At 34.0% G+C, this 15388-nt stretch carries 15 protein-coding genes and 1 pseudogene; 9 read left to right on the top strand and 7 right to left on the bottom strand.

Annotation, left to right across the window (positions count from 1 at the left end):
- Positions 1-66: 66 nt before the first annotated feature.
- The 4 genes from FN817_RS23115 to ppk1 form a co-directional block, all read right to left on the bottom strand.
- Positions 67-216: a hypothetical protein gene (locus tag FN817_RS23115; RefSeq protein WP_156118480.1), complete on the bottom strand. Its 150-nt coding sequence runs from the start codon at positions 214-216 to the stop codon at positions 67-69.
- Positions 213-866 carry an NAD-dependent epimerase/dehydratase family protein gene (locus tag FN817_RS08805; RefSeq protein WP_142717612.1) on the bottom strand — a complete coding sequence of 218 codons (654 nt, stop codon included), beginning with the start codon at positions 864-866 and terminating at the stop codon, positions 213-215. The genes FN817_RS23115 and FN817_RS08805 overlap by 4 nt, the downstream gene beginning before the upstream one ends.
- 372 nt (positions 867-1238) lie before the next feature.
- Positions 1239-2123: a Ppx/GppA phosphatase family protein gene (locus tag FN817_RS08800; protein WP_142717611.1), complete on the bottom strand. Its 885-nt coding sequence runs from the start codon at positions 2121-2123 to the stop codon at positions 1239-1241.
- Complete coding sequence (gene ppk1, locus FN817_RS08795; protein ID WP_142717610.1) at positions 2120-4192, bottom strand: polyphosphate kinase 1; 2073 nt, start codon at positions 4190-4192, stop codon at positions 2120-2122. Before ppk1 ends, FN817_RS08800 begins: the two co-directional genes overlap by 4 nt.
- A 369-nt stretch (positions 4193-4561) precedes the next feature.
- Between ppk1 and FN817_RS23390 the strand changes: the two genes are divergently transcribed.
- Together FN817_RS23390 and dnaK are read left to right on the top strand one after the other, a co-directional pair.
- Positions 4562-4756 carry a hypothetical protein gene (locus FN817_RS23390; RefSeq protein ID WP_228451511.1) on the top strand — a complete coding sequence of 65 codons (195 nt, stop codon included), beginning with the start codon at positions 4562-4564 and terminating at the stop codon, positions 4754-4756.
- 327 nt (positions 4757-5083) lie between these two features.
- Positions 5084-6982: a molecular chaperone DnaK gene (dnaK, locus tag FN817_RS08785; protein ID WP_047420886.1), complete on the top strand. Its 1899-nt coding sequence runs from the start codon at positions 5084-5086 to the stop codon at positions 6980-6982.
- Positions 6983-7233: 251 nt separating this feature from the next.
- Here dnaK and FN817_RS08780 read toward each other — a convergent pair.
- Positions 7234-7899 (bottom strand): annotated as a pseudogene (locus FN817_RS08780) (prolyl oligopeptidase family serine peptidase); the annotation flags it as partial.
- Between the two features lie 317 nt (positions 7900-8216).
- Between FN817_RS08780 and FN817_RS08775 the strand changes: the two are divergent.
- The 3 genes from FN817_RS08775 (at position 8217) to FN817_RS23110 (ending at position 10779) form a co-directional block, all read left to right on the top strand.
- Positions 8217-9941: a helix-turn-helix domain-containing protein gene (locus FN817_RS08775; protein WP_142717608.1), complete on the top strand. Its 1725-nt coding sequence runs from the start codon at positions 8217-8219 to the stop codon at positions 9939-9941.
- A 234-nt stretch (positions 9942-10175) separates the two neighbouring features.
- Positions 10176-10520 (top strand): hypothetical protein, encoded by a 345-nt coding sequence (locus tag FN817_RS08770; RefSeq protein ID WP_142717607.1) that lies wholly within the window; start codon positions 10176-10178, stop codon positions 10518-10520.
- Positions 10521-10602: 82 nt separating this feature from the next.
- A complete protein-coding gene (locus FN817_RS23110; RefSeq protein ID WP_167498836.1) occupies positions 10603-10779 on the top strand; it encodes a hypothetical protein in 177 nt (58 codons plus the stop codon).
- Positions 10780-10854: 75 nt separating this feature from the next.
- On the opposite strand, the gene FN817_RS08765 is transcribed toward FN817_RS23110, so the two are convergent.
- A complete protein-coding gene (locus FN817_RS08765) occupies positions 10855-11367 on the bottom strand; it encodes a thioredoxin family protein (protein WP_142717606.1) in 513 nt (170 codons plus the stop codon).
- Positions 11368-11451: 84 nt separating this feature from the next.
- Between FN817_RS08765 and FN817_RS08760 the strand changes: the two genes are divergently transcribed.
- The 4 genes from FN817_RS08760 to FN817_RS08745 all read left to right on the top strand — a co-directional run bounded on the left by FN817_RS08760 (position 11452) and on the right by FN817_RS08745 (position 14081).
- Positions 11452-12021 (top strand): hypothetical protein, encoded by a 570-nt coding sequence (locus tag FN817_RS08760; protein ID WP_142717605.1) that lies wholly within the window; start codon positions 11452-11454, stop codon positions 12019-12021.
- 70 nt (positions 12022-12091) lie between these two features.
- Positions 12092-12883 carry a helix-turn-helix domain-containing protein gene (locus tag FN817_RS08755; RefSeq protein ID WP_142717604.1) on the top strand — a complete coding sequence of 264 codons (792 nt, stop codon included), beginning with the start codon at positions 12092-12094 and terminating at the stop codon, positions 12881-12883.
- A 405-nt stretch (positions 12884-13288) separates the two neighbouring features.
- On the top strand, positions 13289-13708 hold the full coding sequence (locus FN817_RS08750; RefSeq protein ID WP_142717603.1) for a DoxX family membrane protein: 420 nt from the start codon (positions 13289-13291) through the stop codon (positions 13706-13708).
- A 19-nt stretch (positions 13709-13727) separates the two neighbouring features.
- Complete coding sequence (locus tag FN817_RS08745; RefSeq protein ID WP_142717602.1) at positions 13728-14081, top strand: cupin domain-containing protein; 354 nt, start codon at positions 13728-13730, stop codon at positions 14079-14081.
- A gap of 70 nt (positions 14082-14151) precedes the next feature.
- On the opposite strand, the gene FN817_RS08740 is transcribed toward FN817_RS08745, so the two are convergent.
- The gene (locus FN817_RS08740; protein ID WP_142717601.1) at positions 14152-15261 is read right to left on the bottom strand and encodes a heparan-alpha-glucosaminide N-acetyltransferase domain-containing protein; all 1110 of its coding nucleotides are present in this window, start codon (positions 15259-15261) and stop codon (positions 14152-14154) included.
- Positions 15262-15388 lie beyond the last annotated feature (127 nt).

The following is a 15388-nucleotide window of genomic DNA, read 5'->3' as shown; positions in this document are numbered from 1 at the left end:
TAAAAAATAGGTTTGTTTCCGATAAAAGATAAAATGATATTCGAATGAGGGATTGGTGGAATAAAATTATTTTCCTGATTTTCCGGAGAAATTTAAAATTGTGCCGGACTTATTCCCTTCTAATGGATGTTTCTGCATATAAAAATATCCTGAAACAGCAGTCACAAGCAAGAGTACAAAAATAACCAGAATAATTCTTCTTAACATGTCTCTCATATCGCTAAATTTTTAATATCTCTAATTTCTAAAGTAGATGTAGGGTACCTTTTTTGTGTTACATTGATCATTGCTCTACCCACTTCGTGTAAAGTTAATGATTTTGATTGGAAAAAAACAGGAAAAATCCAAATAAAAGGTTTAAAAAACCATTTTACATTCAATTGACCCTCAACTGGTTTCATAAATCCGGGACGGAAATTATAGGCCCCTTTGAAATTCATCTTTTTCAAATCATTTTCGGTTTTACCCTTTACCCGTGCCCACATCATTTTTCCACTCTCTGTGCTGTCTGTGCTTGCCCCTGAAACATAGTTGAAAACCATATCCGGATTTTGGTTCAAAACAGCTTTTGCAAAATGCAGGGTTGTATCGTAAGTGATCTTGGTGTAATCTTCTTCATTCATCCCTATACTGCTGATTCCTGCACAGAAAAAACAGGCATCATAGCCTTTCAGTTTTTCATCATGAATGTCTATGGATAAAAAGTCCGGGACAAGGTATTCTTTCAGCTTAGGATGTGATTTTCCACAAGGTTTTCTGCTTATGCTGAGGATTTCAGAAACATTGGGATTTTCAAGACATTCCATTAAAACGCCTTCGCCTACCATCCCAGTAGCTCCTGTAAGAATTATTTTGATTGGGTTCATTGCTTTGCTATTGATAATGGTATGACGGATGGGGATGAGGTTTTACTTTAAAATTTGGAAAAGTTTTTTTATTAAAAGATAAAAGATAAAAGATAAAAGATAAAAGATAAAAGATAAAAGATAAAAGATAAAAGATAAAAGATAAAAGATAAAAGATAAAAGATAAAAGATGTTGTCATTAAAATTCAATAGGGGTGGGTTTTAACCCACCTGACAATAAAAGATTCAGCTATTGGCTTTAGCCAAAACTTAATAACAGAAGAGAATATAGAGATTGCTTCGTCGCTTCGCTCCTCGCAATGACATTGCGGGAAATGGATGCCAAAATAAAAAGCCAGCTCAATGGCTGGCTTACAATATTATTATTCGCTGTTATTTTTTGTGTTGTAACTGATTGTAAATGTTATGGATCAATCCGTCTGCCACAGAGATTTTAGGGACAAAAATTCTGTTGATATCAGACCATGACATCACATTATTGAAAATGCTCAGGGCGTGTACCAAAACATCGGCACGGTCTTCTCTAAGGTTGTAATTGGTCATCCTTTCTTCCACAGACAGCTCATTGAATTCTTTATACACTTTTTTCAGGTGGGATAAGGACATTGGTTTCCCGTCTTTCGTTTTGCTCATGGAGAATACTTTATTGATGTTTCCTCCTGATCCAATGGCTACAATGGGTTTCTTGCTGACAATATTTTCCTTGATCTCGTCCTTCATCTCTTTCCAGTTGTCCATCGTAACCAGGTTGTTGAGAAGACGGATGGTTCCGATATTGAATGATTTTTCGTAAACCATTTTACCGTTTTCATAAAAAGTAAGTTCCGTAGAACCTCCGCCAACGTCGATGTATAAGTAAGCGAACTCTTTGTCAAGGCCTTCTGCAACATGGTTTTCATAAACCAGTGTGGCTTCTTCATCACCAGAAATAATTTCGATGTTGATTCCGGAGGCTTCTTTTACGCGTCCGATAATTTCACCGCCATTGGAAGCATCACGCATAGCGCTGGTAGCACAGGCTCTGTAATGGTCCACTTTATATATTTTCATCAGGTCACTGAAGATTTTCATGGAATCAATGACCATTTTTTCTCTTTCAGGACCTATTTTTCCAATGGTGAAAACATCCATTCCCAGTCTCAGGGGAATTCTGAGAAGGTTGAGCTTGATGAATTCAGGTTTTCTGTTGTTTATCTTAACTTCATTGATAAGAAGGCGGGCTGCATTACTCCCTATGTCTATCGCTGCTATCTTCATTTTTTGCTTGTTTTAGCTTTTAAATATTTATAGGTTTCTATTTGTGAACGGCATTCTTTTTTATCATTTCTTATATATTCGTTGCTGAGTTTTTTATCCAGAATTCTCGCTTTTACATTATCCCTAAGCTGAATGTCAAGAATATCTTTTAATTCTTTCTTAAGGTTCTTGTCAGTGATTTTAGCGGCGGCTTCAATCCTGTAATCCAGGTTTCTGGTCATCCAGTCAGCGGAAGAAATGTACATGTCTTCTGTTCCTTTATTGTAGAAATACATTACCCTGGCGTGCTCCAGGTATTCATCTACAATACTAATGGCTTTTATTTTTTCTTTAAACTCTTTCTGGTTTACGGCACAATAGATTCCTCTTACGATGAGTCTGATTATCACACCAGCTTTGGCGGCATCATACAGCTTTTCTATCAGCAGCCTGTCGCTCATAGAATTTACCTTGATGATAATTTCTGCTTTTCGGCCTGCTTTGGCTTCTTCGATTTCTTTATCAATATGGTGAACAATCTTTTCACGCATAAATTGAGGGCAAACTAATAAATTTTTACAAGTTTTCAAAATCGGAATAAAATCATCCTTCGGTTTTTTCAGCACATTGAATACTTTATTGATATCTGCCATGATGCCGCGGTCGGCTGTAAGGAGCAGATGATCACCATATATTCTTGCCGTTTTTTCGTTGAAATTTCCGGTACTTACAAATCCATATTGGATAGTTTTATTATGTGCTCTCTTTTTGATAACACACAGTTTAGCGTGTACTTTTTTGTTGGGGATTCCCACAAGAACTGTAATTCCTTCCGGTTCCAGCATATCTTTCCATTTCAGATTGGATTCTTCATCGAACCTTGCCTGAAGTTCAAGCATTACGGTCACTTCTTTACCATTTCTGGCAGCGTAGATAAGCGCGTTGATGATTTTTGAGCTGCTTGCCATACGGTAAGCGGTGATCTGTATAGATTTTACATCCGGATCCATGGCTGCTTCACGGAGAAGATCAATCACCGGATTATACTTGTGATAGGGGAAAGTAAGAAGTACATCTTCTTTTAAGATAACATCCGTTACTCTTTCACCATGTTCAAATGCCTGATGAGTGAAAGAACTTCTTTCCACAGGTCTTTCATACGCTTCAAAAACATCTGGAAAGTCCATGAAATGCTTGAAATTATGAATTTTTCCTCCCGGAATAATACTGTCTTTTTTCGTTAAATTCAGTTTTCTGATAAGGAGTTCCAGCAGTGCTTTGTCCATATCTTTATCAAAAACAAAACGGGTAGGTTTTCCTTTTCTTCTGTTTTTGAGCCCTTTTTCTATTTTTTCTGCGAAGTTGGTTCTGATATCATTATCCAGATCAAGTTCGGCATCTTTTGTCACTTTAAAAGCATTGGCAGAAAACTCATCATATCCGAAATAAGAGAAGATGTGCGGAAGGTTGAAAGTGATGACATCCTCCAGCAGCATTACGTTTTTCTCCTCCGGATCTTCCGTTGGAAGCAATACGAATCTCCCTACAAAACGCGAAGGAATCTCAATAATAGCATAATTACTGGAATACTGCCAGTCTTTTTTTCTCATCGCAACCCCCAGATAAAGACTTTTATCTCTCAAATAGGGCATGGGTGTATTTTCATGAAGAAGAATAGGAATTACATTAGATTCTACCACCTCATCGAAATATTGTCTGACAAATTCTTTTTGTCCTGCTGTCAGGTTTTTGGCATTTTTAATGAAAACTTTATGATCAGCCATTTCAGTCTGGATTTTTTTCCAGGTTTTATCGAAATTCAGCTGCTGTTTCATGACAACTTCATTGATTCTCTGAAGGATTTTTGACGGAGGTTGGTAGAATGATTCTGCAATCACTTTCTCCTTAAAATCCATGGCACGCTTTAATCCGGCAACACGTACTCTGAAAAACTCATCTAAATTGTTAGAGAAAATTCCGAGAAAACGTATTCTTAAATGTAAGGGAACTTTTTCATCCATGGCCTCCTGTAAAACTCTCTCATTAAAGGCAAGCCATGTAATATCTCGTGGATTAAAGTGTAATGACATTCTAAATGTGTATATTTTATCAAAAATAATAATTCATAAAGATTCTGTCTCTATTTCTTAGGTTAAACTTTGATTAATTTTTAATGGTTGGTGAATTAATTTGTTATGTTGATAACAATTGTGTTGATAATCAGTTTGTTTTTGCAAATGTAGTGTTGTAAAAACTTCTTTTAAATAGATTCAGATTATGGTCAGAAAAATAATTCTACTTACAAGTTGTGTTGTTTTCTTATTTTCCTGTGCACAATCCAGGAAGCTTGACAATGGCAGAGAGGTTTTGGTGAAAAAGTTTAAAAACATTGATCAATTTAATGCATCCATATTCAAAGATATTGATGCAGGCTATTTTTATAAAAAGATTGATTTTATATGGCAGATAAAAATTATAATAAAATAAGGGATATCGGAAAAGATGTAGACAGGAAAATTCAGTTTTATGAAAACGGCAGAGTCAGATTCCTAAGCATTGATATGGAAGAACCGGATCCTGAAAAGACAGGAATGAGAGGAGTGATCTATAGCAAGAATAATGCTTTGAAAATAGATACTCAATTTGCCAATTAATCCGGCAACATTTCAAAAGTAACTTATAGCGTAAAAATTGATGGGGATAAATTATATCTTTTGGATAATCATTTTTTGGTTCCGTAATCAGAGTATATCTGTTTTGTATATCAGAGATCAGAGAAAATTCCTGAAAACTGGAAACACTATAAGGCAGATTGGTAGAGCATATATGTCTGAAATTTCATATTAAAATAATACAAAACCTCGATTTTATCGGGGTTTTTATTTTTATTGTGTCATTTTGTCACAATTCTCCAAATGGTACAGATATTGAGAAATTGAGAGTGTAAATTAAAATTAAAAATAGAAAAAATATAAAATATTATGAGTAAAATAATTGGAATTGACTTAGGAACAACCAACTCTTGTGTTGCTGTAATGGAGGGTAAAGACCCTGTTGTTATTCCTAACGCAGAAGGTAAGAGAACTACTCCTTCTATTGTAGCTTTTACAGAAGACGGAGAAAGAAAAGTAGGTGATCCTGCAAAAAGACAGGCTGTAACGAATCCAACAAAAACTGTTTACTCTATCAAAAGATTTATCGGAACACACTTTAAAGATGATGCTTCTGAAATCACAAGAGTACCTTATAAAGTAGTTGCTGGACCAAACGATACTGTAAAAGTAAAAATCGACGATAGAGAATATACTCCACAGGAAATTTCTGCAATGACTCTTCAGAAAATGAAGAAAACTGCTGAAGATTATCTTGGACAGGAAGTAACAAGAGCGGTTATCACTGTTCCTGCATACTTCAATGATGCACAGAGACAAGCTACTAAAGAAGCTGGTGAAATCGCAGGTCTTAAAGTAGAAAGAATTATCAACGAACCTACAGCTGCAGCGTTAGCTTATGGTCTTGATAAAAACCATAAAGATCAGAAAATCGCAGTATATGACCTTGGTGGTGGTACTTTCGATATCTCTATCCTTGATTTAGGAGACGGTGTATTCGAAGTATTATCTACAAACGGTGATACTCACTTAGGTGGTGATGACTTTGATGATGTGATCATCAACTGGATGGCTGATGAGTTCAAAGCTGAAGAAGGAGTAGACTTAAAATCTGATGCAATTGCATTACAAAGATTGAAAGAGGCTGCTGAAAAAGCTAAAATTGAATTGTCTTCTTCTCCACAGACTGAAATCAACTTACCCTATATCACGGCTACTGCTACAGGTCCTAAGCACTTAGTGAAGAGTTTAACGAAAGCTAAATTCGAGCAATTATCTGCTGATCTTGTAAGAAGATCTATGGAGCCTGTTGCTAAAGCATTAAAAGATGCTGGTTTATCAACTTCTGATATTGACGAAGTAATCTTGGTAGGTGGTTCTACAAGAATCCCGATCATTCAGGAAGAAGTAGAAAAATTCTTCGGTAAAAAACCATCTAAAGGAGTGAACCCGGATGAGGTTGTAGCAATTGGTGCAGCTATCCAGGGAGGTGTATTGACAGGTGATGTAAAAGATGTATTACTACTTGACGTTACTCCACTTTCTTTAGGTATCGAAACAATGGGTTCTGTATTCACTAAATTAATTGAGGCGAATACTACGATCCCAACTAAAAAATCTGAAGTATTCTCTACAGCTTCTGACAATCAGCCAGCTGTAAGCATCAGAGTAGGACAGGGAGAAAGATCAATGTTCAACGATAACAAAGAAATCGGTAGATTTGATCTTCAGGATATTCCACCAGCACCAAGAGGAGTTCCTCAGATTGAAGTAACTTTCGATATTGATGCGAATGGTATCTTAAGTGTATCTGCTAAAGATAAAGGAACTGGTAAAGAGCAGTCTATCAAAATTCAGGCTTCTTCAGGTCTTTCTGACGAAGAAATCGAAAGAATGAAGAAAGAAGCTCAGGAAAACTCTGCAGCAGATGCTAAGAGAAAAGAAGAAGTTGAAATCTTCAACAAAGCTGACGGATTGATTTTCCAGACTGAAAAGCAATTGAAAGAATTCGGTGAGAAACTTTCTGCTGACAAAAAAGCAGCTATCGAAGCAGCTCATGCAGAATTAAAAACAGCTTTCGAAGCTAAAAATGTTGATGATGTAAAAGCTAAAACTGAAGCATTAGATGCAGCATGGATGGCAGCTTCTGAAGAATTATATGCAGCAGGACAACAGCCAGGTGCTGATGCAGGTGCCGGAGCTCAGAATGCTGGTGGAAACGCCGGAGCTGAAGATGTACAGGATGCAGACTTCGAAGAAGTAAAATAATTATTGATTAATCATAATTAATAAATATAGAAAACCCTATAAACAGCTGTTTATGGGGTTTTTCATTTTTTGATATTCTCTCTTATTTTATTTTGGTGTTTTTAATGAGCTATTGTTACCAGCATAATGGTCAACTTCCAATAGAACAAGAGAATTACAAAATTAAATTGTATATGAAGGACATAAAAAAAATGTGCTGATTACATTCTTTGCATAAAAGAAAATGGGAAAAATAAATTAAGGTGTTAATTTTATTTAGTAATATCTCCGGTTGGCTGATAATCAGATACTCCTAATTGCCATAACGCAAATGCAAAAATATCTCCAATATTAGCATATCGCTGTACTGTTGGTATATCACCTCCGTGACCTCCGGCATAATCTATTTTCAGCAAAATAGGATTATTAGAAGAATTATTCGCTAACAATTTGGCAACAAATTTTGCAGGGATCCAGGGAGCTACCCTGGGGTCGTTAATCCCCGATGTGATAAGAGTTGCAGGATATTTTACTCCTTTTTTTATGTGATGGTAAGCATCCATTTCCAATAGCCCTTTAAAATCAGCAGAATTATTTAGATTACCATATTCTTGAGCTGCAGATTTCCCTACACCTCCAAGTTCGTTTCTCAAAGTATTTAGAACTCCTGATTCTATAATTACAGCACCAAAAAGGTCCGGCCTTTCGGTCATTGCTCTTCCCATTAATATTCCGCCTGCACTTCCTCCCAGAATGGTTACTTTCTTTGGTGATGTATAATTTTTATTAATTAAGTAATCGGTACAGGCAATCAAGTCTTTCCACGAATTTGATTTTTTAGATTTTTGTCCATCAATATGCCATTGTTCTCCTTTTTCTCCACCACCTCTTACGTGCGGAACAGCAACAATTCCCCTTGGTTTGGCTACAGTGGTAACTTCTAAATCAGATACTGAATACCCTTGTCTTTGTCAAATCCTAAGCGTTTCTTAAGGTAATAATCTCTATTAGGGATTTTGTTAATCAAAAAATTGGTGTAATCTGTCTGAGATTTCATTCATTGAGCGGTTGCAGAGTCCTTTAAATTTTCTAGATTTCTGTAATCATCAATGATTTTAGTGCCAAAATAATGATCAGTAGCAGGTACAGAAGGTGCTAAATTTGTTTTTTGTGCACCTAAGGATAGTAAAATTAGTTTTTATTATATTACTTGTGATCAATAAAATGGATATTTTTGTACCGCATACTTTAGTTTATGAAAAGCCTAAAATATTTTTTCTTTCTTTTATTAGCATACAACCAATATTATTCTCAAAATAAAGTTTTAATTGATACTTTGTCTAAGTATGACTATTTAGAATTAGAAGAAAAATTCTACAATTACAAGGACAATAATAAAATCAAAGAGTCTAAAATCATTGCTGAATACTACCTGAAAAAGGCAAAGAAAGCAATGATCATCAATAATATTGCTGAAGGGTATGTGTTCATGCAGTATAATCAGAATTTAGCTGCCTCCTTAAAATATATAGATAGTTTAGAATCCATTAGTGATAGGCTGCATGATAATAGATATCCCGCTCGTATCTATCTGTTGAGAGGTAAATTGTATTTTGGTTATGATAACGAAAAATTAGCGTTGGATAATTTTGTAATCGCCTTAAGCCATGCCAAGGAAAAGAACAACAAACGACAGATTGCTATCGCTGATCTTCAAATTGCTTATCTAAATGGATATATAGGAAAACATAAAGAGACCGTAAAGATGCTGGAATATTATTATGGACATCCTGAATTTTTAACTGCCCAAGATATTGAACACATTCAAATAAGTTTGTCAGATGCATATATTGATATTTATGAGTATGATAAAGCATTAAAACTAATAAAAGAAGGACTAAATGATGCATCAAAAAATAATGCAGTAATAAGATATAACAAGTATTTAATCTTGTTGGGCAGATATAATTTGGAAACTAAAAATTACTCTAATGCTATATCAGACTTAGAAATCTGTAAAAAATATTTTTTTAAAAATAATCTTGATTTTGATACTAATTATACCATGTTATACTTAGGGGAATCATACATAAAATCTAATAAAAAAGATAAAGCTGCAGAGAATTTTATTAAAATTGATTCTATTATTCAAAAGACGAATAATACTTTTCCTGAACTTCGTGATGTTTACACTTATCTTGTAGATTATTACAAAGAGAAAAAAGACAAGGAAAAACAGCTTTATTATATTGAAAGATTCCTGACAGTCGATAAGATTCTTGATTCTCAGTTTAAATACATCTCGCGAGAATTGCCAAGAAAATATGATGCTCCAAAACTCTTAAAAGAAAAAGAAAATATTATTAACGATTTAGAAAAAAAGAAATATTTTTTGTTTTCCGGTTTAGGCATTTTACTGCTGGAACTCATTGCTGTAGGTTTTTTCTTTTATAAATCTAAAAAATCAGAAAAGAAATATCAGAAAATAGCGCAGGACTTAATAAAATCTATTCATAAAAAGAAATCAGAAATAGAAGAAAAAGAAGAAAGGAAAGATTTTATTCCTTCTAAAATTGAGATCGCTTCAAAAATTGAGAAATCTGTTATTAGAAATATTTCAGAGAATACTGTACAAAAGATTCTGAAGGAATTAGAACGATTTGAGAACAATGAATTGTTTTTACAAAAAGGAATTACTTTAAGCAGTCTTGCAAAAGATTTTAAAACAAATTCGGCATACTTATCCGATGTAGTGAATACTTATAAAGAAAAGAACTTTGCTTCTTATCTCAATGATCTTCGAATAGACTATGCTTTGAAAAGATTAGTACAGGATAAAAAATTCCGTTCTTATAAGTTAACTGTTATTGCAGAAGAATTAGGTTACAATAATGAGCAGGCTTTTGCTTTAGCTTTCCGAAAAAAAACAGGAACTATTTTGAGGACTTATATCAAAGAAATTGATCAATCTCAAGAATAATTCATCATTTTTATCTTCTAAAAGTTTCTTTTTTCTTGTAAATGATATTCTTTTGTGAATATCATGTGTTTTTGATTTTATTTTTCTGAAAATCAATAAAATAATTAGTGTTTTATGAGCTGCTTTTAATGAGTTATAGCCATTATAAGGCATAAATTTATTTATCAAATCTATATTTAAGTTTTTTTTGTGACTGATGATAACGGTGTATGTTTGCAATCGAAACGAGTAAACATGACACTAGCAAAATTCTACACTATTCTTCTTCTCTTTTTAATTTTAGGATTTTTCAATGCACAATCTTTGAAGTTAAGAATTGTGAATTCAGAAAATAATGATCCGGTTCCACACGCAAGAATTATTTTATCTAATACGGTATTATATAGCAATGATGATGGTCTCATTTTGTTGCCTGAAAATTCAAACAATCTGGAGATTTCAGCTTCAGTTTATCAAACAGAAAAATTGGGCAATTATAATTCAATTATAAAATTAAAACCATTATATAAAGATATTGATGAAGTTAAAATTATAAATGTTGATATCAAGCACTCTTTGTATGATATAGTTTACAGATAAAAAAATAGTGATGATGATAATTTAAGCTTCCTTCTGATAACCAATGGTAAACTTTGGATGGAGTCCAATACCTACACAATATATGAAACGTGAATCCAGAAGTAACAGTGACGGATTGACTATTATTCAGAATACCTCTTTCGGTACTTCTCAATATGAAAATATGTTTGGATATCTTTTTACCACTCCATCCGATATGACAAAATCTGATGATCAGGTTTTATGGAGTAATATTGAATATTATTATAAAAAGCTTTAATCATAACAGGTGACTATGATAAAAATTAATCCCCCAAAATAAAATTATTTTGGGGGATTAATTTTTCTTGTTTTTTTATTTCGTCACAAACACTTTCTCAATGATCTGCGATTCTTCTTTATTCAGTGTCGAGGATTTCCCCAGTTTAGCAATAAAAGCATTAACTTCTTCCGGAGTTGCCGGTGATCCCAGGTTTTCTCCTTTAGCATCAAAAGAATCTGCCAGTATTTCTCCTTTGGGGTTCAGAATCAGCCAGAAAGGAAGTCCTGCATTTTCACCCTTATATTTATTCATCAGTTCCTGTCCGCCAAGGTTTTCAAGACTTTTTTTATCTCCTCTTTCCTGAACATCCACATAAGCAGTGACAAACCTTTTATCAAAAATAGGTTTAGCTTCAGGAAGATCCATATTTTTTTCCATCATCTTGCACCATTTGCACCATGAAGCATGGAATACCAGTAAAACATTTTTCTTCTCTGTTTTAGCCTCCGTAAAAGCTTTATTTAATACAACATCTGCTTTTTCCTGTGCTGCTCCTAACTGAAATAAAAACAGCGTAACAACGATAATAATTTTTGAATATTTCATTTTTGAATTTTTGTTTAAACCTATACGAATTTAGGTATTTAATCGTTCAGTTATTTTATTTAACTTTAAATATTATTATAAATAATGAGGTATAAATATTTTTTCGGTTTTCTTCTCATGTTCAGTTTCATAGGATATAATGCCCAGATTTCTGATGCAGTAAAAAAACTGGCACAGCCTTTAGCTCATATTTCCTATGCTGAATCATCTCATATTGGAGTAGGAGGAGAAGAAAGTAAAATTTATAATCAATTTAAAAAAGTTGCCAAAATAGCAACCAATGATGAACTCTATTATTTTGCGATGAATGGCAGTAATGCGCTAAAGGTATATTCAGGAAAAGAACTGTTTAAAAGAAAAGATAAAAGGTTTTTAGATATCTATACATTTTACTCCAGAAATCCTTTAAAAATGGAGTATGCTTTAGGCTGTACCATAGATAGTAAAAATATTGCTGAGTTTTTGAAAGATGAAGTATACTCGGCCCCACAATATATTTCGTTACGAAATGGGTTATTAAAAAATAACAAACAAGATGAAATAGGAAAAACACAACTCAAGCAAATTAAAGAAATGGGCTATGGTAAGCTTACGGAAGAAGATGTCAGGCTAGTAAAGAAAGATTTGGAAAAAATTGATCAAAAACAAAACTAAGTTTCTTGGTATAACAAATTGATTTAAATTTCACCCAATTCAGTTATATTGATTTTTAACAAGTTTAAAGATGATTGAAATAAAAAAATATTCTCATCAGTCAGGGCATCCTGAGCCAAGACGGGTCATCAGATACACATTATTCTGGTGTCATCATGGGAGCGCTGAAATTTTGATTGACGAAAATATTTTTATCCTGAAACCCAATCAGGCCGTAACGATTACTTCAGGACAGTTTCATCAGTTAAAAACAGTTGAAGGCGAACTTACTGCATTGGAATTTACTCTGGACTTCTTCTCTAAAAGTGATAGTGATATTGAACTTATTTTTCACAATGGGCTTTTTTGTCATTTCGGAATGAATGAAATGATTACTGTACTTCATCCCGAATTTTTCTCTGAAACATTGAACACCATTGAAAAAGAAATTCTGGAGCAGCCTTACCAATATCTGATTTCTACACATTCTCTGGTAGAATTGCTGTTGGTAGAGATCAACCGCAGTAAAATTGCCAACGGCGATGAAATCTGGAAACCGGATGCTTTATTCTTAAAATTCCTTGAAAGTGTCAGAAAGAATTTCAAAAACAATTATCAGGTCTCTCATTTTGCTGATCTCCTGGGAACCACTGAAGCCAAACTGAATGAAGTCTCAAAGCTCCATACAAGCAAAACCGCTCAGAATGTTATCTACAGTCTTATTATTTCTGAGGCGAAGAGACTTTTACTGTATGAAAAACTATCGGTAAAGGAAATTGCTTACCAGCTCGGATTCAATGATCCTTTTTACTTTTCAAATTTCTTTAAAAAACATACTTCCCGTTCTCCAAAAGATTATCAGAAAGCGGTAAAGGAAATTTAAAAGAAATCAGGATGGAGATCGGGTACAAAGTTGAAACTAGGCAAAAAAATGTAGTAATCCGATTAAGTCTTAAAGCTTGGAGAAATTGTAAGTCTGGATTTTATAATACGCAAAGATTATTTTCAATTCTGTTTTATCTTAAGTGAGCAAAGAAGTGAATCGATATTCAATCGATTCTGATGAAGCATGTGTTTAAAGCTGTACTATAATTTATAGCTAAATGTCCATATACTGAACTCTCTACAGCATTTGAGGTTCGTCCAGAATTGTTTTATACATTATCACTTCCCGCTTCCCTCCTCTTCCCTAATTAAATATTATATGCTTTTCCCGGAATTGTCTATTCTTTAGACAACTGTTTTCGCTGAACTTTGTCCCTGTAATTAAAACCTAAAAAAATCAGGTATGAAAACTCAACAGGACACCGCCATTTTTTTATTAAGGATAGCATTAGCATTCGGATTTTTATCTGCTGTAGCGAGCAGGCTGAATCTTTGGGGAGCGCAATCTTCAGGCTGGAAAAAGTTTGTGGACTATACCGCTGAAACGAATTCGTTTTTACCGCAGTCATGGGCTTCCATAATAGCCGTATTGTCTACAGCTGCTGAATTATCAATCGGTATTCTGCTCCTTGTAGGTTATCAGGTAAAAGGAACTGCACGGTGCGCCTCAATTCTTACTTTATTTTTTGCGGTTGCAATGAGTATTTCTTTTGGCATTAAAGAGCCTTTAGATTATTCTGTCTTTGTATTCAGCGCCGGAGCATTTCTTTTGAGTACTTTCTCCCGTTATCAATGGAGTTTAGACCAATTTTTACAACAATAACAATTAAAATTTATATATCATGAACACCAACATCCACGATTACATCGTAAAAACAGAGCAAAAAGAATGGCAGCCTTTAATTGAAAAAGGGATTCATTATGAAGGTATTTTTGTAAAATCTTTAAAATTTGATCCGGAGAAAAACCGTTCTACCAGTATTCTTTTAAAATTTGAACCGGGCGCCAGCTATCCTTATCACAATCATCCTGCCGGAGAGGAACTTTTTATTATGGAAGGTGATGCTACTATTGCAGGAGCCCAACTTGAAAAAGGAGATTACTTATATACTCCGCCTAATTTTAAGCATTCTGTAAAGTCTGAGCAGGGTTGTACGATTCTTTTTGTAATTCCTGAAGAAGTTGAGATTCTTTAATTCTATGACACAACAAAACAAAACCACAGTAAGCTTTTTACTGTGGTTTTTATGATAAAAAAGACCGGAATTATTTCAAAGCTGTTTTGTCCGGTGATATCGGTCTGAAAACAATTAATGTTTTTTTCTTTCTCACAATATCCACCAATGTCTGCACAGAAAACGTGAGAATAATATACAGTACAATAAGTACCATTACATACCCAATATTATGTTGCCTGTAGCCAAAAATACCTTTTCCCCATGAGATCAGTATCCATTGGATCATATACATGGAAGTAAGGTTTCTGCTGCAGTATTTTAAAACTTTAATCGCTTTATTTTCTTTACTGTTTACGGTGAGAGTATAGATGATCCATAGGAAGATCAACGTCCAGCCTGCAAAATAAACAACTCCACCTGGCCCCATATGATAGAAGCCGTTGTAGTTGTATTCGCCATACAAAAAGACCAGTGGTGCACCCATCGCCATAAAAACCAATCCCACATACAGCATATTTCTAAATAATTGCCTGCTATCGTAATTGAGTTCCTGGAACCATTTTCCGAAAAACATTCCGATGATAATAAAAGCCATCCATGGGAAAACAGGGAAATAGACATATGCCGGATAATCCGTATTAAAAAGAAGATCCAGAACATAATTGATCACAGGATAGTCAAAATTAATTCTACTAACTTCTCTGGATATCAGTGCAACGAAGAGACCTATCGCCAGAATGATATATTTATTTTTCACATACGCTCTGATAAATCCGACAAACAGCAAAGACATTCCTGCCAGCTGTAAAATATCACCCAGCTGTACCAGATAAACATATTGTTGCTCTATAGGAGCATGCCATCCGTATTTCTGGATAAAATTATCCGGAGCAAAATTAAAAATCACAGGGATCATAAACTTCATAAAGTTCATGAACAGCCCACCAAATATTAGTAAAACACCTCGCTTCAAAGCACTTTTAAGACTTTGATGTCTGGAAGTCATGAACGTAATCCCCATGCAGATCAGGAAAATGGAAGTTCCTCTTCCGAGAAAAACAATAAAACTGCCAATGGCTGTTTCGTATTGTGATTGTACATTGGCATACACCAGCAAGGTATGTATGATAATCATTCCGATGACACTTATACCTTTTATTAAATCCAGTGTGAGGATTCTTTTGTTTTGTTGTTCCATAGTTTTTAGTGAAAATTGGGATTAGATGGATAAAATTATATTCATTCTTATTTTTAAAATTAATATTTTTATTTATTCTAAATAAAATCAAATATACAAATTAAAACTACATCTTATCATTGGTAAA

This window comes from Chryseobacterium rhizoplanae, from assembly GCF_900182655.1.
In the GTDB taxonomy this organism is placed as follows: Bacteria; Bacteroidota; Bacteroidia; order Flavobacteriales; family Weeksellaceae; genus Chryseobacterium; species Chryseobacterium rhizoplanae.
This window is presented reverse-complemented; position numbering and strand designations above follow the sequence as displayed.

Excerpts from the sequence above, each read along its gene's own strand:
- FN817_RS23115 (WP_156118480.1), bottom strand. The coding sequence starts at position 216 with ATGAGAGACATGTTAAGAAGAATTATTCTGGTTATTTTTGTACTCTTG.
- FN817_RS08805 (WP_142717612.1), bottom strand. The coding sequence starts at position 866 with ATGAACCCAATCAAAATAATTCTTACAGGAGCTACTGGGATGGTAGGC.
- FN817_RS08800 (WP_142717611.1), bottom strand. The coding sequence starts at position 2,123 with ATGAAGATAGCAGCGATAGACATAGGGAGTAATGCAGCCCGCCTTCTT.
- ppk1 (WP_142717610.1), bottom strand. The coding sequence starts at position 4,192 with ATGTCATTACACTTTAATCCACGAGATATTACATGGCTTGCCTTTAAT.
- FN817_RS23390 (WP_228451511.1), top strand. The coding sequence starts at position 4,562 with ATGGCAGATAAAAATTATAATAAAATAAGGGATATCGGAAAAGATGTA.
- dnaK (WP_047420886.1), top strand. The coding sequence starts at position 5,084 with ATGAGTAAAATAATTGGAATTGACTTAGGAACAACCAACTCTTGTGTT.
- FN817_RS08775 (WP_142717608.1), top strand. The coding sequence starts at position 8,217 with ATGAAAAGCCTAAAATATTTTTTCTTTCTTTTATTAGCATACAACCAA.
- FN817_RS08770 (WP_142717607.1), top strand. The coding sequence starts at position 10,176 with ATGACACTAGCAAAATTCTACACTATTCTTCTTCTCTTTTTAATTTTA.
- FN817_RS23110 (WP_167498836.1), top strand. The coding sequence starts at position 10,603 with ATGAAACGTGAATCCAGAAGTAACAGTGACGGATTGACTATTATTCAG.
- FN817_RS08765 (WP_142717606.1), bottom strand. The coding sequence starts at position 11,367 with ATGAAATATTCAAAAATTATTATCGTTGTTACGCTGTTTTTATTTCAG.
- FN817_RS08760 (WP_142717605.1), top strand. The coding sequence starts at position 11,452 with ATGAGGTATAAATATTTTTTCGGTTTTCTTCTCATGTTCAGTTTCATA.
- FN817_RS08755 (WP_142717604.1), top strand. The coding sequence starts at position 12,092 with ATGATTGAAATAAAAAAATATTCTCATCAGTCAGGGCATCCTGAGCCA.
- FN817_RS08750 (WP_142717603.1), top strand. The coding sequence starts at position 13,289 with ATGAAAACTCAACAGGACACCGCCATTTTTTTATTAAGGATAGCATTA.
- FN817_RS08745 (WP_142717602.1), top strand. The coding sequence starts at position 13,728 with ATGAACACCAACATCCACGATTACATCGTAAAAACAGAGCAAAAAGAA.
- FN817_RS08740 (WP_142717601.1), bottom strand. The coding sequence starts at position 15,261 with ATGGAACAACAAAACAAAAGAATCCTCACACTGGATTTAATAAAAGGT.